11 protein-coding genes are annotated in these 19,573 nt (G+C 62.7%); 2 read left to right on the forward strand and 9 right to left on the reverse strand.

Annotated elements, in window-relative coordinates:
* Positions 1-194: 194 nt before the first annotated feature.
* Positions 195-1,202: a sulfotransferase gene (locus tag JNK74_09165; protein MBL7646342.1), complete on the reverse strand. Its 1,008-nt coding sequence runs from the start codon at positions 1,200-1,202 to the stop codon at positions 195-197.
* A gap of 216 nt (positions 1,203-1,418) precedes the next feature.
* Here JNK74_09165 and JNK74_09170 point away from each other — a divergent pair, with 216 nt between their 5' ends.
* Complete coding sequence (locus JNK74_09170) at positions 1,419-2,906, forward strand: PilT/PilU family type 4a pilus ATPase (protein ID MBL7646343.1); 1,488 nt, start codon at positions 1,419-1,421, stop codon at positions 2,904-2,906.
* A gap of 76 nt (positions 2,907-2,982) precedes the next feature.
* Here the strand turns inward: JNK74_09170 and JNK74_09175 are convergent, their stop codons facing one another.
* The 8 genes from JNK74_09175 to JNK74_09210 form a co-directional block, all read right to left on the reverse strand.
* Positions 2,983-6,039: a sulfatase-like hydrolase/transferase gene (locus tag JNK74_09175; GenBank protein MBL7646344.1), complete on the reverse strand. Its 3,057-nt coding sequence runs from the start codon at positions 6,037-6,039 to the stop codon at positions 2,983-2,985.
* 69 nt (positions 6,040-6,108) lie between these two features.
* Positions 6,109-8,211 (reverse strand): sulfatase, encoded by a 2,103-nt coding sequence (locus JNK74_09180; protein ID MBL7646345.1) that lies wholly within the window; start codon positions 8,209-8,211, stop codon positions 6,109-6,111.
* Positions 8,212-8,359: 148 nt separating this feature from the next.
* A complete protein-coding gene (locus JNK74_09185) occupies positions 8,360-9,709 on the reverse strand; it encodes a sigma-54-dependent Fis family transcriptional regulator (GenBank protein ID MBL7646346.1) in 1,350 nt (449 codons plus the stop codon).
* 35 nt (positions 9,710-9,744) lie between these two features.
* On the reverse strand, positions 9,745-11,382 hold the full coding sequence (locus JNK74_09190; protein ID MBL7646347.1) for a PAS domain-containing protein: 1,638 nt from the start codon (positions 11,380-11,382) through the stop codon (positions 9,745-9,747).
* 19 nt (positions 11,383-11,401) lie between these two features.
* Positions 11,402-12,475, reverse strand: coding sequence for a type IV pilus twitching motility protein PilT (locus JNK74_09195; protein MBL7646348.1), 1,074 nt, complete (start codon positions 12,473-12,475; stop codon positions 11,402-11,404).
* Positions 12,476-12,595: 120 nt separating this feature from the next.
* Positions 12,596-14,320 carry a Flp pilus assembly complex ATPase component TadA gene (gene tadA / locus JNK74_09200; protein MBL7646349.1) on the reverse strand — a complete coding sequence of 575 codons (1,725 nt, stop codon included), beginning with the start codon at positions 14,318-14,320 and terminating at the stop codon, positions 12,596-12,598.
* Positions 14,321-14,413: 93 nt separating this feature from the next.
* Positions 14,414-16,921 carry an ATP-binding protein gene (locus JNK74_09205; protein ID MBL7646350.1) on the reverse strand — a complete coding sequence of 836 codons (2,508 nt, stop codon included), beginning with the start codon at positions 16,919-16,921 and terminating at the stop codon, positions 14,414-14,416.
* Between the two features lie 330 nt (positions 16,922-17,251).
* Positions 17,252-17,917, reverse strand: a complete 666-nt coding sequence (locus JNK74_09210) for a hypothetical protein (protein MBL7646351.1) — start codon at positions 17,915-17,917, stop codon at positions 17,252-17,254.
* 189 nt (positions 17,918-18,106) lie between these two features.
* Here JNK74_09210 and JNK74_09215 point away from each other — a divergent pair, with 189 nt between their 5' ends.
* The gene (locus tag JNK74_09215) at positions 18,107-19,297 is read left to right on the forward strand and encodes an aspartate/tyrosine/aromatic aminotransferase (protein ID MBL7646352.1); all 1,191 of its coding nucleotides are present in this window, start codon (positions 18,107-18,109) and stop codon (positions 19,295-19,297) included.
* The last annotated feature ends 276 nt before the right edge of the window (positions 19,298-19,573 follow it).

The raw sequence follows: 19,573 nt of genomic DNA on the forward strand, positions 1-19,573 counted from the left end.
GACTTGCGTGAATCCCTATGAGTGCAACGCGAAATGCGTGATATGCATCGAAGGTATCTCTGCTTGCACATGGCCCCATCACCCGCAAGCTACCGGCCGCCCGAGGCGGCCCGCGTGCGGGTGGCACCCGAGGTTAACGTTTAAGACACTGGGGTCAAGTCCTTAAGTGAGTGCCATTCGAGGCTGTCTCCGGGCTATTCGCGCAGCAGCACATCGCAGGCGAGACGCGCGGTGCGCAGGGCCTTGCGCAGGAGGGGGCGGCGTTGCGCCTGACCGCGCAGGGTGACGATCATCTTGCGCTGCAGATGATAGCGGCTGAAGCCTGACGATTTTTTTGCCGGTGCGGCGCCCGCCCCTTCGAGTGGGGCCCAGAGGGTGTCTATCGGGTAGCCCAGCGTAGCCAGATCGGCGGGATCGAGGGACGCCACGATTCCTTCAACAAAGGATCGTTTGTCCCGATCCGCCGCGAGCTCCGCAGCCCAGGAATGAACGGAATCGAGACTCGGGCGGGAATGCTTTTGCACGCCCAGGGGGTCGCCCAGGCCTTGGGCGGGCGCGGGCGCGGCTTCCCCGTAGTTGATGGCGGCGGGAACGTAGGGCACGCCGATGTATTCGCAAATTCCCTCGAAGGCCGATTCCGGCGCGGCGACGAGATCCTCGTAGCGGACGTGGAAGAAGGGCACCTGATCCTGCCGGAGAAAGGCCGCCATCGCGGGCACGTAGCGGTTCAAGATCGGGTTGTAGGCCTGGGCCGCCGCGAAGTCGCCGTTGAAGAAGGAATTGGCAAACGAAGAAAAAATTGCTGCGGGGTGCCGGGTCAGCACCACGTAGCGGGCGTCTGGAAAGACCTTCATCATAAAGGGTAGAATAAGGGCGTAGGCGGGCGTCTTGTCCAGACATACGGACTTGCCGCTTCCCGACAGGCTCTGGCTGTAGAGCACATCGCAGTAGGCCCGGCACGCCGTCCAATAATCCTGCTCGCCGCGGGGCAGCTTCGAAACAAACAACTGTTGCGATTCCGCAGCCAGCACGTGGTCATAGGGCGCTTTGTCCACGTTGCCCCAAATCCCCAGATGCGCCAGCGGCGTAAGCAGATGGGGTTCCGGCCCGCCGAGGATCTCCGGGTGAGCCCCCAGCATTCGCGCCAGCATGGTCGTACCCGATCTTGGGGCGCCGATAAGGAACAAAATCTGGACCGTCATACAGGAGTTCTCCTCCGCACGGAATAGGCTGCCGCAACGGTTCACGTGACAAGGTTTTGCGAGGCTGAGAAATCTGTAAAACAGTATACCAAGCCCCGCGCATCGGGCACAATGCTACGGTTCAACCCTTTGACAGTTTTACAGATCCCGTGCTAGACTTCGGCCCCTGTCCCTCTGAAGTAACGGCCGGCCTCGCCCGCCACAGAAAGGTCCAAGATGTTCATCGGTAGTAAAAGCGACAGTACCGTCTTTGATGTGTTCAAGATCGGTCTCGAGAACATGATCCACCAGATGGGCATGCCCACGGCGGTGAATTTCAAGACCATGAACGCCAGCATGATCGCAAAAGCTCCCGATTTGACGAAGCGCGTGGACCTGCTCAGAGTCACCTTCTCCATGCGTGAGGACGCCACCGCCGAGGCCATCACCGCCGCCCTCACGGCCACCAATATCGTGTGCCGTGTGGAAGTGAAAGACGGCAAGTGCACGATCACCGTGCCGCCCTTTGAGCTGCGCCAGGTAAAGCACCTTGCCCCCATCGACGGCGTGATCGAGCAGTTTATCATCGAGTCGCTTCGCTCCATGACCTGGACCCTGAAGGCGGATGCCTTCGTGAAGTCCGACTTCAATATTAACTTGCTCATTGAGACCATGGAAAAGCTGCGGGCATCGGATCTTCACCTCCGCGCCGGCAACCGGCCCTACATACGCGTCGACGGCGACCTTATCCCGATGGATTTCCAGATTGTGTCCGCGGACGACATGCGGCAGATCGTCGTGGAGCTGGGCGGCGAAGCCGAACTGCACCTGTTGGAGACGGAGAAAGAGTCCAGCTTCCAATATCATGCGGCGGGCGTGGGTTACCTGCGTTGCTCGGGGTATATCAAGAGCGGCGCCATGGCGCTGGCCATCCGGCTTATTCCGGAGGCGCCCATCCCGCTTGCCAAACTGGATCTGCCCGCCGTCGTGGAGAAGATCTGCTGGAAGCACCGCGGCCTTTTTCTGGTGTGCGGCATCACCGGCAGCGGCAAGTCCACCACCCTGGCGGCCATGGTGGACTACATCAACGAGAACCGTCAGGCCCATATCATCACCACCGAAGACCCCATCGAATTCGTATACAAGGACAAGAAGAGCATCATCTCCCAGCGCATGGTGGGCCGGGATACCTTCTCCTTCGCCAACGCCCTGCGCGGCGCGCTGCGCGAAGATCCGGACGTAATTCTGGTGGGCGAAATGCGCGACGTGGACACCATCCGCGCGGGCCTGAGCGCGGCGGAAACGGGCCACATGGTGTTCAGCACGCTCCACACCACCACCGCCATCGACACCATCAACCGCATGATCAGTTACTTCCCCCAGAGCGAGCGCGATCTGGTGCGCCAGGAATTGGCCTACACCCTCGCCGCCGTGGTGTGTCAGCGCCTTCTCAAGCGTAAGTCGGGCGGACGTATTCCCTGCGTGGAGATTCTCATCGGCGGGAAGCCCATCGTGCGCGACGCGATTGTGGAAGGCGACCTGGCCAAGCTCCACGGCATCATGGAGCAGGACAGCGAGATGCGCAGCTTTGACCAGTACGCCGTGGACCTCTTCAAGAACGGGGTGGTGGAGCGTGCGGAAGCCATCTCGGCCTGCGCCGACGTGGAAGCCTTCGAGCGCGTCATGTCGGGCATTCAGTCGTCGAGCGGCAAGTTGCTGAAGTAAGGGAAATTCAGAGGACGGATAGGACGTATAGGACCGATTTTATCGTCGGTCGAATCGGTCCTATCCGTCCTTTCTTTCAATTTCCGATATACCCGATGGCTTCCAGGCTCTCCAGCGTGCCCGCATCGATCTTGACCTGCGAGGGGTCGACGGCGTTTTCTTCGCAGATTGTCAGGTAGGCGTCTATCGTGCCGTTGAGCAGCGCCTCCACCTCGGCCAGTTCTCCGCTTCCCGCGAGATTCGTTTGTTCCGTGGTGTCCGCGGCCATGTCATAGAGCGCGATTGCGGGCAGTCCCCGCTTGTTGCCTTCGTTCGCCCGGATGACCTTGTGTGCGGTGGTGCGCACCGCCTGCAGCACGATGCCTTCGAAATTGTTTTCCGCATAGCTGTAGCCGATGGCGGCGTTGGTGAATTCGCCCGCCGCATCGAAGAGGGATTGTCCCTGCATCATCGCGCCCTTCTCCAGGCCCGCGAAATGAAGGAAGGTGGGCGCAAGATCCAGATTGCGGGCCAGGTGCGTGTTGACCTCGCCGGCCCTGGCCTTTCCAGGCAGCTTGACGATGAAGGGCACATGGGTCTGCTCGTCATAGAGCGTTTGCCCGTGCCACCAGCCGCCGTGCTCGTGAAATTCCTCGCCGTGATCCGCCGTAAGCACGATCAGCGCGTCGTCATAGAGGCCCCGCTCCTTGAGGCCGGCGAAGAAATCACCGAGGGCGGCGTCCAGATATTCGATCTCTCCGATGTAGGCGCGCCGCATCTTCTCAAGGTAGGTTTCCGGGTCCGGATTGCCCAGCCGCTTGCGCCCGTAGCCCCCTTTGCGCGTGTCCGGGTCCATGAAGGGGTCGTGGGGGTCCATAAAATGGGTGAAAAGAAAGAAGGGCGTGTCCGCGGGCCGGTTCCCGCTTTCCAGGAAGCTCAGGGCCGCGTCCTTCACCACCGGTGCGGGCTGGTAGTAGTCCGTAACCACGATGGGGCGCTTCAACAAGCGGTCGTTCAGGGTTTCGCGAACTTTGATCAGCACGTCATACAGCGCCAGGTTCGACGCGGATGGTCCGGCGGCAAAGTGCAGGGATTTCTTCAGGTCCACGTAATTCACGAAGCCCTGGTCGTAGCCGAAGAGGGCGGCGATGTTGGGGTTGTTCGCGAAGCCCTGGGTATAGTAGCCGCCCGCCTGGAGCAACTCCGCCACCGTTTCCACATCGGGGGGGAGGCTTGCCGTCTTGGTCACCGCCGTGTGGCATTCGGGGTACATGCCGGAAAAAATCGAGCCAAAAGACGCCTTGGTCCAGGAGGCCTGGGAGAAGGCGTTCTGAAAGCGGACCGAGTCCGCGATAAAGCCATCCAGATTCGGCGTTTCCGTTTCGATGGCGGGGTTCCAGGCCTTGAGGTAGTCCGCACGGAGGGTATCCACCGCGATGAGGATGATATTGGGTCCCTGGGCGTTCCGGGCCGGTGCGAAAGCGGCCTGATTCTGGTTGGGGCGCATGACGGTGAAGAGCAGGAGCCCCGCGAGAAAGAGAATGGCGTAGGCGGCCAGGCCCGCGCCGATGACGGGTTTCGGCTGCGCGGGGAAGCGCCGGAGCACAAAGCCCGAAGCGAAGAGCAGCTTGAGCGCGCCCACGAGGGCCAGGCCGCCCAACAGGAGACCAAAGAGGGCAAGGGACTTGCCGTCGGGCATAAAGCCGTCGAAGACATCGCGGCGCAATCGGAACAGGCCGATGACCAGACCGCCGCCGAGAAAGGTCCCCGCGAAGGCGAGCGCGTAGCTCCAGCGGTGGGGGGGGAAGCGGTCAATGAGGAGATACACAAACACGAGCCCCAGGGCCACCCCCAGGCCGGCGATGGCAAAGAGCAGGCCATAGACCAGGGCGGACCAGAGGAACAGCCCGGAATCACCGAGACCGCCCAGGGTGTGCCAGAGCCAGGCGGACTCGAAGAGGCCGATGGACGCGCCCGCGAGTAAACCGGCCAGCGGGCCCGCCACGAGGGCGCCGAGCACATTGTGGCGATAGCGCGCCAGCACTTCAGGGCTCAGTCGGAGGTCGGCCTCGTCGCCGGTGCCGACGCGCGCGCGGACTTCGGCGATTTCTTCGAGCAATTCCTCGCGATTTGGTCTTCCCGTCAGCAGGAGGAGGGGCATGCTTACGGTGAAGGGAATGATCTCGCCAAACCAGAGGCCCAGGTGGCCGAAGAGGAGGGCCTTGGCTTGACCGGCGCCGGGTCCGAGGAGCGTGGTCATGACGACTTCCGAAACGCCGATCCCGCTGACGGTGGGGGCGAAGACCGCGCCCACAATGAGAAGGGGGCTCGCGAAAAAAATTTCGAGGATGCCGGTATTCTCCGCGCGAATGGCGGAGGCGGTTCCGAAATACATGAGACAGGTGCCCAGATGCACCCCCAGGCCGAAGAGCAGTGCGAGCATCAGGGAGCCCCGGTGCGCACTGTAGGCGGTTGCCGCGACGGCAAATTTATTCACTTTGATTCGGATTTTTTCCGGCATGGGGATGGATGCGGCGAGCACCTGGATCACCCGCGGCTGAAGCAGCAGGAGGAGGATCACCGAGATGAAACAGGCCAGCCCCAGGAGTACAACGCCGAGCAGGGCGAGATTAATGTCGAAAAGCCTCAGCCCCAGGGGCAGGGTCAGGAAGACGAGGGAAAAGAGCGTGATGAAGCCGGTAAGTTTTTCCACGGCGATGACGGTGGTGCACTTCACGATCTCGCCGGTATAGCGCGATGACTCCACAAGGCGGAAACCGTCGAGGCCCAGCGTGCCCGGCATGAACAGGCCGATGGCCCGCCCCCAGAACCAGCACTTGGTGAGGTACCAGAAGGGAATGTGTACCCCCTGCGCACGCAGGAGGATGCGCCAGCGGGTAATGCCGCAGAAAATCCCGACAAGCTTGATGGAGGTTGCAAAGGTGAACCAGATGGCGGCCGTCGCTGGGTCGATGCTTTTCAGCGATTCCCAGAGCTCGGTGGGGGAGATGGCCTGAAAGCGGGAATCTTCGGGAATGCCCAGGGCGGTCGGGTTGAAGAGCAGAAGACAGACCAGCGTTATAAAGCAAAGCTTGACGCCGACCGCCAGGACCTTCTTCCAGTGTTTTTGAAGGAAAGAGCGAAGATTTTTCATGGGGCCATTTCTTGTTGTGTTGTTTTCAAAGCGCGCCACAGAGACTTCAACATCACGGGGCGTGGGCCATCAGTCGATATATCCGAGCGAGCGGAGACTTTCTTCCGTGGCCGCATCCATAACGACGTTTTCTTTTTCAACCGCGCCCGTGGCGCTGCCCGCGCCGTGGGCTTGAATAAGAAGCTGCCGCGCGCTTTCCGCGGCGGCGGCGTGCTCCGTGATGTTCAGCGGGTGTTGCTCCATCGGATCCACCGTATGGTTATATAGCTTCTCTCCGCCGAAATCCACCGACTGAATGTATTTGAACTCCGGTGTGGTCACGGCTTCAAGCTCGTCGAAGTACAGCGTGCCGAAACTCTTCACGGAGCCGGGCGTCGGTTGGGGCGATTCCGGACGCAGGTAGGCCGTGAACGACGCGGACGTCATGGAGGCCGCATCGTAGGGCAGTTCGGCGAGTTCCAGGAGTGTGGGCGCCAGGGCTTCGGTGCCTACGGGCGCTGCGACGCGCGCCGGCGAGGTTACCGTGGGTCCCTTGATGAGCAGGGGCACCCGCAACAGTTCGCGGTGCATCGTGTGGCCGTGTTCGAAGCCGCCATGGTCCCAGAACTCCTCTCCGTGGTCGCTTGACAGTATAAAGATCGCACCGTCATAGAGCCCTTGCGCCTTGATGGCCTCCATGAGCCGTCCGAACTCGTCGTCGACGAAGCGCACCTCGCCGTCGTAGAGACTCCGAATCCAGTCCCGCTCTTCCTGCCGCCCGCCGAAACGTCCCATACGAACCCGTTCAAAGGCGTTGAACTCCATCCCCATGGGGTTGGCGCGCTCCGCTTCGCTCAGGTAGGCGGCGGGTGGCGCATAGGGCAGGTGGGGATCAAAGTAGTGGATCCAGAAAAAGGCCGGGCCTTCGTTCGCGACCGGTAGCCGTGCGATGGTCGCGTCGGTGATTTGTTCGGTGAAGGACACGGCTTCGCGGGGCCGGAGGGCGTCGAGCATTGAACGGCCGAGGGATACCGCCGGGTGCCAGGACTCGGAAGAGATCCAGTGGTACTCGTCAAAGCCCTGACTCACGTTTCGCGCCTGATCCAGTACGGGGTTTTGCCCGATGGCCACCGTGCGGTAGCCCGCCTCCTTGAAATACTCGGCCAGGGTCTTGAACTGATCGGGGAGACGCGCCTGCCAGGCGGTGGCGCCATGGCGCAGGGGAGATACGCCGGTCATAAAGGACGCCACGGACGGCAAGGTCCAGGACGATGCGGAGATGGCGTTTTCAAAGAGGACGCTCTCCCGGGCCAGATGGTCGATGTTCGGTGTTTGCACACGATCCGAGCCATAGCAGGAGAGCGCGTCGGCGCGCAGCGAGTCTATCGTGATGAGAAAGACCGGCTTTTGCGCGTCCAGCCGCGTACCGCCGCCGCCCGGGCGCGCATCAAGTTGACGAGCCGCGATGGGCGCGACGAAGGGCGATAGAAGCACGGCGACGACGGGGAACGTCGCCACCGCACGACCGACACGGCTATGACCGGCGAGGTAGAAGAATATCAGGGCCAGCAGCATGAAGCCGCCCGTCAGGCCAATCAGCAAGAGCCCCTCTTTAGAGGCCAGCGCCGCATCCATGCGAAATCGGCTGAACCAGACCAGCGCGAGCGGGGCGGCCGTCAGCGCGGGAAGCGACATCGTGAGCAGAAGCGGGGAGCGCCGCAGCGTCAGGCCCCGTTCCACGTCCCTGCCGAGGAGGTAGCCCCCGCGAAGCGTGGCGAGTGCAACGATGCCCACCACGGCCATTTTAAGGAGGGCCGTTGCCGAATCCCGCACCATCTCTGTTGGCAGAAACACCCCGGTGATCAGGGCGAGGGTCATAAAGGAGTAGAGCCCGAGTGTGGTTGCGACCAGCAGCGAGGTCACTGGGATGGGCAGACCGGCGCGGTGCATGAGCAGCAGCAGCGCCCAGAGCGCCAGCAGCACGACAAGCGCGACCGCCGTGGTTGCGGCGAGCGGCGGGAAGATGGCGACGGCGGAATCGTAATCGTCCGGCCGGGGGAAGCGGATCATGCTGATGGTCAAGTCGATGAAAGCGGCCACAGGCGCCAGGCTTGCGATCCACAGTATTGCGACGGCGGAGGCCCCACTCGATTTCGGCGAGCGACCGCCTTCAGTGCCCTGCGTGTTCACCATAAAATCAATGCTCCGTAGCGTATGATTTTGCTGCCAGTGTCCGCCCTCAGCCGGGCGGCCGGAAAAATGGCGACGCGCAACGTCTGCCGGGATGCGCCGCATGCGAATCTATGATACCCGATCCCCGCCGCCAATTGTCGCGCGGCGATTACTGCGCTTCCAGGCCGTGTTTTTGCAGGCGATAGCGCAGGGAGCGGGGGGTCAGCCCGAGGAGGCGGGCCGCCTTTTTCTGGGAGTAGCGACTTTTTTCCAGGGCCTGTTTCAGCAAGTCGATTTCGAGATCGGCGATGAGGCGCTCCATATCCATGCCCTCATCGGGGACGTGGGCGGCGGCCGGGGAGACGCCGGTTTCGGGGGTATAGTTGCGCAGGTTCTCGGGGAGGTCGTCCAGGCCGATCATGTCCGTGCCGCAGAGGGCCACGGCTCTTTCCATCACGTTGCCGAGTTCGCGAACATTGCCCGGCCAGTGGTAGCCATTGAGGGCGTTCTGGGCCTCGGCGCTGATTTCCAGGCTCTCCCGTCCCATATTCTTTGCGTGCTGTTTCACAAAGTGGCGGCACAGCAGGGGGATGTCGTCGCGGCGCTCGCGAAGCGGCGGCACATGGAGGGGGATCACGTTCAGGCGGTAGTAGAGGTCGCTCCGAAAGCTGCCTTCCTCCGCCATCTTTTCCAGGTCGCGGTTCGTCGCCGAAATCAGTCGCACATCCACCTTGATGTCGGTGGTGCTGCCCACGGGCGTCACCGTGTTGTTGTCGAGCACGCGCAGGAGCTTTACCTGGAGCATGAGGGGCATTTCGCCGATTTCATCCAGGAAGATCGTGCCGCCATTGGCAACAACGAACAGGCCCTCCTTGTCTTCCACCGCGCCGGTGAAAGCGCCCTTCTTGTGGCCAAAGAGCTCGCTCTCCAGCAGATTCTCGGGGATGCCGCCGCAGTTGATGGCCACGAAGGGCTTGCTGGCGCGGTTGCTCAGGTTGTGAAGGGCCCGGGCCACCAGTTCCTTACCCGCGCCGCTTTCGCCATGGACCGCCACCGTGCTCGGCAGCGCGGCGACGCGCCGGATCATCTGCTGCACTTTTTCAATGGCGGCGCTCTTGCCGATCATGTTGCCGATGTCGCCCTGCTGGGCCTGCTGCTTGCGCAGGGCCACGTTTTCCCGAAGGAGATTGCGCTGGGCGATGGCGCGCTCGATGAGAATTCGAATCTCGTCGTTTTTGAAGGGCTTCATCATGTAATCGGCAGCGCCGCGTTTCATCGCCTCGATGGCGGTTTCCACGGAGCCGTGGGCCGTCATCATGATGGCGGGGGTGCCGGGCGAGTGCTCCTGGAGCCAGGTCAGCAGCTTCATGCCCGCGTTGCGGTCCTGGCCCATGAAGAGGTCCGTGAGCACCACATCGTAGTGGGCCTGGCCGAGCTGTTCGATGGCGCCCCCGGCATCACTCGCGGTGTCCACGTCGTAGCCGTCATTCTGCAGCACGATAACCATGAGCTCGCGCATGCTGAGCTCGTCGTCCACGACCAGTACCCGATGCTTTAGAGACACGAGTTTTCACTCCTGAGTTCCCGCGCCGACTCGTGACCTGATTCATGGGCGCGAGGCAGCCGGACAATGATAGAGGTGCCGCCGCCGGAACGCGACGCGGCCTGGATCGTACCATCATGGGCGGTGATAATGCGCATGCACACGGCCAGGCCCATGCCCACGCCGCGGGCTTTTTCGGTGTAGAAGGGCTCAAAGATGCGCGCGACCTTGTCCGGGGCGATGCCGGGGCCTTCGTCATCGAAGCGAATCTCCACCGGGCCCCGGTTTTCATTCTGGGAGACGATGATGCGAAGGCATCCCTTGCCGTCCATGGCTTCGACGGCATTCTGGCCCAGGTTCATGAAGACCTGCCAGATCTGGGTCTTGTCGCCCATGATCATGCAGGGCTCGGGCGTTTCGTAGAGCTCCACCGTACAGCCGGCTTCCCCGCCATACTTGCCGCCGAGCAACTCTTCCACCTCCCGCGCCACCTCCTGTACGTCCAGCAGGGCGTATCGCCGACCTGGGTCGCGGGCGAAGTCCAGGAAGCCCGTCACGATCTCGTTCAGGTGGTCGGACTCCCGCACGGCAATGGCCGCGAGCCGCTCCACCAGCGAGGGCGAGTTGATGTTGCGCTGGAGCTCGTCCATGCTGCCTCGGATCGAGGCCACGGGATTGCGGATTTCGTGGGCCAGCCCGGCGGAGAGTTCACCGATCACCGCCATGCGGTCCTGCTTCTGGAGCTCCTTGCGCATGCGCGCCATCTCGGTGAGGTCGGTGAAGGAGGCGATGAGGCCGGTGACGTGGTCGTGGGCGTCGCGGATGCGGTTGGTTGTGAGGCCGAGCAGCTTCGATTCGTTTTCGCCGACCTGGGCGTTGAATTCGTAGCTGGTAAAGTCCTTCTTGAGGCGGAGCGCGGTGGTCACGGGGCATTCCGCGCCCGACTCCTGGATCATGATGCCGTCCACGTGGAGGCCGGCCACATTCTCTTCCACGAGATTGAGGATGCCGCAGGCCGCCTTGTTCATGGCGATGACCACGCCCCTTGCGTCGGTGATGAGGAATCCGCTGCTGAGATTGTCCAGGATCTCGCGTTGAAATTGCTTCATCCGACTGACGCGCTGGTTCCAGTAGCCGCTGATGAAGGCCGTAAAGAAAAAGGCCAGCCCCTGAATCAGGTAGTGATACCAGAGGGCCAGTTGATCGGGCGCGTCCGCGGCCTTGATGAAGGTCTGAAACAGCATGAAAACGGAGGCCATGGTGGCGAAGACGAAGCCCTGGAGCAGGCCCATGAGCACGCCGGCCTCCAGGATAACGATCACCAGCAGGAAGGTGAAGAAACTCTGGTGGCCGCCGGTAAAGCTGATCGTGGCGGCGACGACGCCGAAGTCCACCAGCATCTGGGTCCAGGTGAGTATGGCGGGGATGGAATGCTCCCGGCGAAGGACCACCAGATACCAGAGGCTGCTGGCCAGCGCCGCGGCGTAGATGCCCGTCACGAAGGTGAGGTAGGCGCCCCCCTCCCGCGCGATGAGGTGTGCGCCGGACGCGACCACCACCAGCATCCCGATACGCGCCGCGCCCACGAACCAGAGCCAGCTCGCCGGGCCGTCGTAGGTGGGGCTTAAGTACTCCAGAAATTTTTTCATGAAAGCAACCAGTGGCGGATCACATTCCCTTTTCCATCAGGTGCTGGAGCCCTTCAGGATCGGCGCTGCGCTTGAAAGCCATCTCCGTGGTGATGATGCCGCGTTTCGCCAGGCGATACAGGGACTGGTTCATGGTCAACATGCCTTCGCCCTTGCCGATTTCGATCATGGAGGGGATCTGTTCCAGCTTTTCCGCGCGGATAAGGGAGCGAATGGCGGGATTTGCGAGCATGATTTCCATGGCGAGCACGCGTCCCATGCCGTCGGCCCTGGGTACGAGCTGCTGCACCACCACCGCCTCCAGCACGAAGGAAAGCTGGGTGCGCACCTGCGCCTGCTGCGCGGCGGGAAACACGTCGATGATACGGTTCATGGTCTGGAGGGCGTCGTTCGTGTGCAGGGTGGCGAAGGCCAGGTGGCCGGTTTCGGCCACGGTCAGCGCCGCCTGGATCGTTTCCGTATCGCGCATTTCGCCGATGAGAATCACGTCCGGGTCCTGGCGCAGCACGCGCTTGAGCGCCGCGCTGAACGAATTGGTGTCCGCGTTGATTTCGCGCTGGTTGACCACGCTGCGGTTGTGGCGGTGCAAGTATTCGATGGGGTCCTCAATAGTGATGATATGGGTATTGCGCTCGCGGTTGATCTTGTCCACGATCGACGCCAGCGTCGTGGACTTGCCGCTGCCGGTGGGACCGCACACGAGGACCAGGCCGAAAGGCTTGTACGCGAAATCGGCGATGACCCGGGGCAGGCCCAACTGCTCGAAGGAAAGAATTTCAAAGGGGATGGAGCGGAAGGCCGCCACCACCGAGCCGCGATCGCGATAGACGTTCAGACGGAAGCGGCTCAGGCCCTCGATGCCGAAAGAAAGATCGCACTCGCGGGTCGCTTCGAACTCGGCGATCTGGTCTTCGTTCATTACCGTGTAGATGACTTCCTGGGTCTGATCGGCCGTCAGGCGGGGATAGCCGGGCAGCGCTTCCAGGCCCCCGTGAAGTCGGATCATGGGGGGCGCGCCGACGACGATGTGCATGTCGCTGGCGCCCGCCTTGATGGCCTTCGTCAGCAATTCCTTGATACTCGGTGTGGACATACTTCCTCCTCTTCCGCTCGGCATCCCCGTCGGCCCTGCGCGGCGCGCCCGGCCGGGATGTTTCCCTTAACCCGTGTCTACTGGCGGCGCACCTCCCCTCGGGCGCCCTTCCAGGTTTTCTCAGTCTGACGAAGTATGTTCCAGAACCTGCTCGATCGTGGAGAGGCCCTTTGCCGCTTTGGCGAGGCCGTTCTGCCGCAGGGTCTGCATGCCGCAGGCGATGGCCTGGGCCTTGATCGTGTAGCCCGTTGCCCGCTCCAGCACGAGCGGTTGCAATTCGGGCCAGTTCAACAATACTTCGATCACCGCCACGCGACCGCGATAGCCGGATTCCTTGCAGCGACTGCAACCGCGTCCCCGGACGAACTGGATCTTTTCCAGGTAGTCGAAGCCGCGCCACTGGATGCGGTCCAGGACCTCTTCGGGCACGTTGATCGGCTCCTTGCAATCGGTGCAGACGCGCTTGAGGAGGCGCTGTGCGGCGGCCAGGGCCACGGAAGACTGGACGAGGAAGGGCTCTATGCCCATATCGGTCAGTCGGGGGAATACGCCCGCCGCGTCATTGGTGTGGAGGGTGCTCAGCACCAGGTGGCCGGTCAAGGCCGCCTTCACGGCCACGTCCGCCGTTTCACCGTCTCGAATTTCGCCGACCATCACGATATCCGGGTCCTGGCGCAGAATCTGGCGCAGGGCCGCGGCGAAGGTGAAGCCGATGGTGGACTGCACCTGCACCTGATTCACGCCGAAAAGGTCGTATTCGATGGGGTCTTCCACCGTTACCACGTTGGTGTCGGGCGAGTTCAATTTGTGCAGCGCGCTGTACAGGGTGGTGGTTTTACCGCTACCGGTGGGTCCGGTGAGCAGGATCATGCCGTGGGGCAGGTTCAGCGCTTCCTTGAAGGCCGCGATGGGCTGGGGCTCGAAGCCCATGCCTTCCAGGTCGAGGGTCAGGTTGGACTGGTCCAGCACGCGGAGCACGATCTTTTCGCCGAATTTACACGGCAGGAAACCCACGCGGAAGTCGATCTCGCGGGAGTTATAGCGGATGCGGAAGCGACCGTCCTGCGGCAGCCGGTGCTCGTCGATTCGGCAACCGCAAAGAATCTTGAAACGGGCGATGATGTTGGCCTGAAGGTGCTTCGGCGGGGCCTTGGCTTCTTCCAGCGTGCCATCCACGCGGTATCGGATGCGGATGAGCTTTTCGAAGGGCTCGATGTGAATATCGCTTGCGCCCCGTTCCAGGGCGTTGAAAAGGATCAGCCGCGCCAGCTTCTTGACCGGCTCGTCCTCCGCGCCCACTTCCAGTTTGGACACGTCCTCGATATCATCGGTGGTCTTGAGCTCTTCGACCGAGCCTTCGCGGTCTTCTTTGACCATGAGAGCGTCGTAAAGGTCTTCGGCCTTGCCGCCGCCATAGTGCTTGTCAATCGCCGCCGCCAGTTCCGACGCGACCGCCACCACCGGCTCGATCTCGTAGCTCGTAAGCATTCGCAGATCGTCCAGCGCCATGATATTGAGCGGGTCGGCCATCGCCAGCGTCAGCACGTCGCCCGTCACGCTGACCGGTAGCATCTGGTACTGGCGGGCGAGGGTCTCGGGTACTTCGGACAGCACTTCCTTCGGGATGGAGTAGTGGGCCACCCGGATATGGGGGATCCCGAGCTGTTCGCTCAGCGTGATGACGAGATCCTCTTCCGAGAGGTACTCGTTCTGCACCAGCAGGCTGGGCAGGCTCTGCCCCGTCTGGCGGTGCTGGTTGATGCATTCCTGAAGCTGCTCCTGCGTGACCAGATTCTGCTCCAGGAGCATATCGGGCAGTCGCTTCTTCGTTGCGCGTGTGGCCATCCGTGCCCTCCTTTTACGCTATCCGCGCGTTACGCGCATTCTGTGGGCTGTTCATAAGAATAGTACATTCGGGGTTGCGTTTACACACCATCGTCACGCCGCCTCCTCGCCACCCAGATGGCTGAGTATCTCCGTGGCCAACTCCACCGTCAGCGGTTCGCGCGACATGGCGGCGAAGGCCGCAATTTTACGCAACGAACCCACCATCTTGCGGATGTCGTTGGACACCCGCATGGCGATGAGCGACAGGATTTCGTCGGGGATCTGGACGTTGGCGGTGCCCGCGTGGCGGCGCAGGATCTGCATCCGCGTGTCCCACTCGGGCGCTTTCAAATCGGCCACGATCCCGCTGGAAAACCGGGAAATAAGGCGCTGCTCCAACAGGCCCAGGCGGTCCGGGGCCTTATCACTGGCAATAATAATCTGCCGCCCCTGCTGATGCAACACATTGAAGATATGGAAAAATTCCTCCTGCGCCTCCACGCGCCCCCCCATGAACTGAATATCGTCCAGAATCAGCACGTCCCAGTGGCAGTAGTTCTCCCGAAAAGCCTCCTGGGCGTCCGCAGCCAGGGCCTCTTTGAGCCGCCTCGAAAAATGGCTTGCCGAAACATAGCCCACCCGATGCTTCGGGTGGTTCTGGCGAATGGCATTGCCCGCCGCGCTGATCAGGTGCGTCTTGCCCAGGCCCACATTGCCATAGAGAAACAGCGGGTTGTACTCGCCGCCGGGCTTCGCCGCCACCGACTGGGCAATGGAAAGGGTAAAGGCATTGGCCTTGCCCGCGAAAAAGCTTTCAAACGTGAGGGTCTCCAGGGGTACTTCGGCCTCCAGCGCATCCCGCACACGATCATCGCCGGCCATATCGGCGGCTTCGCCCTCGACCGGGACCCCGAAGGAAGAAACCGAAGCATGGCGGCTTCGCTGGCCCTGGCGCAGGTTGTGCATCCGCTCGTTCTGCACCAGAGACGCCTCCACCAGTTGCGAAGTCTGCTGGGTTGACTGGACCGCCGCCTCGATCAACTGGGAGGTCTGCTGGGAAGATTGCACCGCCGCCTCCGCCAGTTCCGCCAGGCGCGCGCTCTGGGCCGCCTGCGCGTCACGGCTGGCCTCGATTACCTCTTTCATCGTCGCAACCATACCCTGCTGCGAGTCGCGCAGCGCCAATACGATGGCCTCCTGCGCCGCCGCACCATGATCGTTCTGCGCGGAGTTCGTCCGCATCTGCACGATCAACGTGGCCAGGGCTTCCTGCATCACCCCGCCAATCGTGTCCCGGATCATTTCAGCGAACTGCTCGAAAGGGGGGGGCGCCTGATCTGGTTTTGCCGAGGCGCGCAGTTGCACCACCACAGAAGCCAACGCTTCCTGCATCGCGCCGCCGATGCTCTCGCGGATGGTCTCGCCCATGGCGTCGGCCGCGGGGGTTTGCCCCTTGATCGCGCTGATGAGTTCCTGGAGCACCGCCTCCATGCCGGGGCCCGCCGGCTCAACCGGGGGCGGAGGCACAAGCGCCGCAGTTTCCTTCGGGCGAACGATTTCCTTCAATTCGTCGAGCGTCGCACGGAAGGCCTGCTCAAAGCCCGACCAGTCTGGCGCCGCCGCCGTTGCGGGCAGTATGGCTGGCGCGATATTCGTCGATGGTCGGTCCAGGGTTCGGAGGGCTTCAGCCATCGCATCGCGCACCGAATCCCGCATGACATTGCCGAGCACCTCGGGTGAGAAGGCGGGGGCCGGCGGTGCAACCGGAGCCGCGGGGGGCTGCGGGACGACTTCGGCCGCGGGCCGTTCAAAATTCTTCAGGGCCTCGGCCATGGCATCGCGGATCGAATCGCGCATCACCCCGCCCAGTACTTCGGGCGACAGGGCGGGGGCCGCGGAAACCGGCTCGGACTGCGTTGGCGCCATGCGCGCCGAAAGCTCCTGGACCACATCGCGCAGTCCCGCCTGGATTGCGCCGACCAGGGCGCCCGTGTCTATGGCGGCGACGGGCGCGGATGGTACCTGCGTTGAGGCGGCCGCCAGGGGCGGGGCGGAAGCGGGCGCCGGTTTTGGGGTGGGCTTTGGCGCCAGCTTGGTCAGCCCGAAGCTGGCCATGCTCTCCTGACTTTCCTTTTTCTGGCTGTCCGCGAAATATTTTTGCGCCGCCTGTTCAAAGTGGGTCCAGTTGCACAGAATCGGCTTGATGCGGAGATCGGGGCAGAGCGTGCGAATGGCTTCCAGCGCTTCATTATCCAGCGGATCCACCATCGCCACCGTCAAGATACGGCCCAGCTTGTCGATCGGGAGCAAGCCGTATTTGAGGCATACCTCCTTGGAGATCAGCTTGAGCACTTCCGAGCCCACATCGTAATCGAGAAGACTGATATGGGGAATCTTGCACTGCTTCACGAAGCACGTGTTGATATCGTCCTGCGTGGTGTACTTGCGCTGGACGAGGATCTTGCAGAGAAATTCCCCCGTCTTGCTCCGCTCCTCTTCCGCATCGTCCAACTGTGCGCGCGTCACCAACTGGGCCCCCAGCAACAGATCGACCAAACGCTGCGGCATGACCACCGAGGTGCCGGTTGCATCGGTTACGCTGTGGGTCGGGGCAAGCATCGGTTACGCATAACTCCAGATATGAGGGGCCAAAATACTCCAGCGCAAGACGGGCCATTGCCTGTCCCCGCAGATCCTCCAGGACCTGAAGCCGGTCAACAACGGGCCGCAAGCACCCAAAGGGCTGTACACTCGATTGTATCATCGGTCCACGAAACGGTCAAACCAAAAATTGCTACAACCTATTGCATGACAACGTTTTGGATCGGCTGGAAGGCCGCGGAAAATCGGGCGCATGGGGTTTCCCGCCCATGGATGCGCCGCCGACGCCCTCTTTCGTGCAACTTCGCTCCAGGATACGCGTGTAAGCGCGCCCGCGCTTCCGCCGGTTCAATCATCCGGGATTTCCTGAAAATCATAGACCAGCAGGGCCACGACCCGATCCAGGCCAAAATCGTGACAGGCCAGGCAGGATTGGTCGGCCCGGACCGGTCCCGCCACGCGAAATCCCGGCCCCTCGTCGAAGCGTTGCAAGGCCGGGCTGGCCTGCGCCTTCGCCCAGCCCAGCTCCGCCAGCGCGTCCGCCGCAATGGGGGTTGCAGTGTCTTCGCCCGCCACGGGGTGGGCCGCGCCTGCCCACTGGTACGCATAACCATCGGGTTTAACATAGATCAGCCGGGTCGTCTCCGAGGCCATGCCCCAGGAGTCCCCGTCGATCAGGACCGCGTCGGCATAGGGCCAGATTGCATTTGGGTCGCCGCCCGGCGCCGCCCCCAGGGCGAAGCGTTCGAGCCAGACGGCGTGGAGTTCCTCCAGGCTCTCCGCATAGGTCCACTCCGCCAGCGGATGGGCCCGCATACCGTCAAACTCCGGCGCAATCTCCGGCGCCGCCGGAGAAGATGTGGTCGGTGCGGCCTCGACCACGACCGGCGATGGCGCGGGCGCCTCGATTCCTTCCGGCCCACAAGCGGAAGCGAAAAGGGCAAGGGCCACCGCCGCCCGGGTCATGCGTCCCGGGCCGGATCGCGTCGTGAAAGGCTGAATAACTTGTGCCAATTTATCCATTTTCGCTATTATATGCGGGATCTGCCGCACGCGCCCCTGGACCCCATCGGGTGCCCGAAGGGGCCAACGGGAAGCGCGTCCGCCCTCGGGGCACAGTCTAACCCGGAAGCCCCCGGTCAGGCTACCCGCTCGGAATCCCGATCTTTACCGCCACATCGGCCCCACGAAAGGAATACCACCGTGTTTGAACGCTTGGAGATGGCTCCGCCCGACGCAATCCTGGGACTTACCGAGGCCTTTAAGAAGGATCCCGCCCCCCACAAGATCAACCTCGGTGTCGGCGTTTACAAAGATGAAAACAACCAGACGCCCGTGCTCCAGTCCGTGAAAAAGGCCGAGGAGAAACTGCTGAAGGAAGAATCCACCAAGAACTACCTCAGCATCCCCGGCAGCCCGGCCTACGGCGCCTGCGTCCGCGAGTTGCTCTTCGGTGCGGATCACGAAATCGTCGTGTCCGGCCGCGCCCAGACCGCCCAGACCCCCGGCGGCACCGGTGCCCTGCGCGTCGCCGCCGACTTCATCAAGCAACAGTTCCCCGGCGCGTCCATCTGGATCAGCGATCCCACCTGGGCCAACCACAACGCCATCTTCGCCGCCGCCGGCATCGCAGTCAAGACCTATCCCTATTACGACGCCGAGAGCAAAGGCCTCAACTTTGAAGCCATGAAGGCCGCCCTGGCCGCCGCCCCCGCGGGCGACGCCGTGCTGCTCCACGCCTGCTGCCACAACCCCAGCGGCATTGACCCCGACAGCGCCCAGTGGACCGAACTCGCCGCCCTCACGGCGGAAAAGGGCCTGCTGCCCTTCTTCGACTTCGCCTACCAGGGTTTCGGCCGCGGCCTCGAAGAAGACGCCGAAGGCCTCCGCGCCTTCTGCACCCCCGGCCGCGAACTGCTCATCTGCAGCTCCTTCTCCAAGAACTTTGGCCTCTACAACGAGCGCGTCGGCGCGCTGACCCTCGTCGCCGCCGATGCGGACACCGCCGCGTCGGCCTTCAGCCACGTGGAAAAATCCATCCGCGCCAACTACTCCAACCCGCCCTTCCACGGCGGCGCGATCGTCACCACCATACTCCAGGACGCCGAACTCCGCGCCCTCTGGATCGAAGAGCTCGCCGCCATGCGCGACCGCATCCAGTCCATGCGCGACAGCTTCGTCGAGACCCTCAAGGCCAAGGGCGTAGACCGCGACTTCTCCTTTATCGCTCGCCAGATCGGCATGTTCTCCTTCTCCGGCCTCACCAAGGCCCAGGTGGACGCCCTCCGCGATAAGCACGCCCTCTACATCGTCGGATCGGGCCGCATCAGCGTCGCCGGCATGACCCCGACCAACATGGGACCCCTCTGCGACGCAATTAAGAGCGTCCTGTAATATAAAGGCCATCGGCTATCACGTCTGGCGCGAACACCACGCGCCGGGCGTGTTTTTTTTGATCGCGCAGCGGGATCGAGAGACCACTCCAGCGCCGCCCATTCCGCATCGGGGAAGCTTCACCGTCAGGCCGTCGAATCCGAGGGCAAGCCACCGCAACGCGCGGGCCTGTCCCTAACCCACAGGCCGCTCTTCGTAAGATGTGCCGTCCCGCCTGTCCGCCGCCACGCGTCCGTCCCGGATGCTATTGTTAATGTCGCTCTGGTGAGTGTGCTA

The organism is Candidatus Hydrogenedentota bacterium (assembly GCA_016791475.1).
Lineage (GTDB): Bacteria > Hydrogenedentota > Hydrogenedentia > Hydrogenedentales > JAEUWI01 > JAEUWI01.

What these genes read in the sequence shown, in the direction of transcription:
- JNK74_09185 (MBL7646346.1), bottom strand. Translation starts at nt 9,709, where the DNA reads ATGCGCGAGCTCATGGTTATCGTGCTGCAGAATGACGGCTACGACGTG.
- JNK74_09205 (MBL7646350.1), bottom strand. Translation starts at nt 16,921, where the DNA reads ATGCTTGCCCCGACCCACAGCGTAACCGATGCAACCGGCACCTCGGTG.
- JNK74_09195 (MBL7646348.1), bottom strand. Translation starts at nt 12,475, where the DNA reads ATGTCCACACCGAGTATCAAGGAATTGCTGACGAAGGCCATCAAGGCG.
- JNK74_09190 (MBL7646347.1), bottom strand. Translation starts at nt 11,382, where the DNA reads ATGAAAAAATTTCTGGAGTACTTAAGCCCCACCTACGACGGCCCGGCG.
- JNK74_09165 (MBL7646342.1), bottom strand. Translation starts at nt 1,202, where the DNA reads ATGACGGTCCAGATTTTGTTCCTTATCGGCGCCCCAAGATCGGGTACG.
- JNK74_09180 (MBL7646345.1), bottom strand. Translation starts at nt 8,211, where the DNA reads ATGGTGAACACGCAGGGCACTGAAGGCGGTCGCTCGCCGAAATCGAGT.
- JNK74_09175 (MBL7646344.1), bottom strand. Translation starts at nt 6,039, where the DNA reads ATGAAAAATCTTCGCTCTTTCCTTCAAAAACACTGGAAGAAGGTCCTG.
- JNK74_09170 (MBL7646343.1), top strand. Translation starts at nt 1,419, where the DNA reads ATGTTCATCGGTAGTAAAAGCGACAGTACCGTCTTTGATGTGTTCAAG.
- tadA (MBL7646349.1), bottom strand. Translation starts at nt 14,320, where the DNA reads ATGGCCACACGCGCAACGAAGAAGCGACTGCCCGATATGCTCCTGGAG.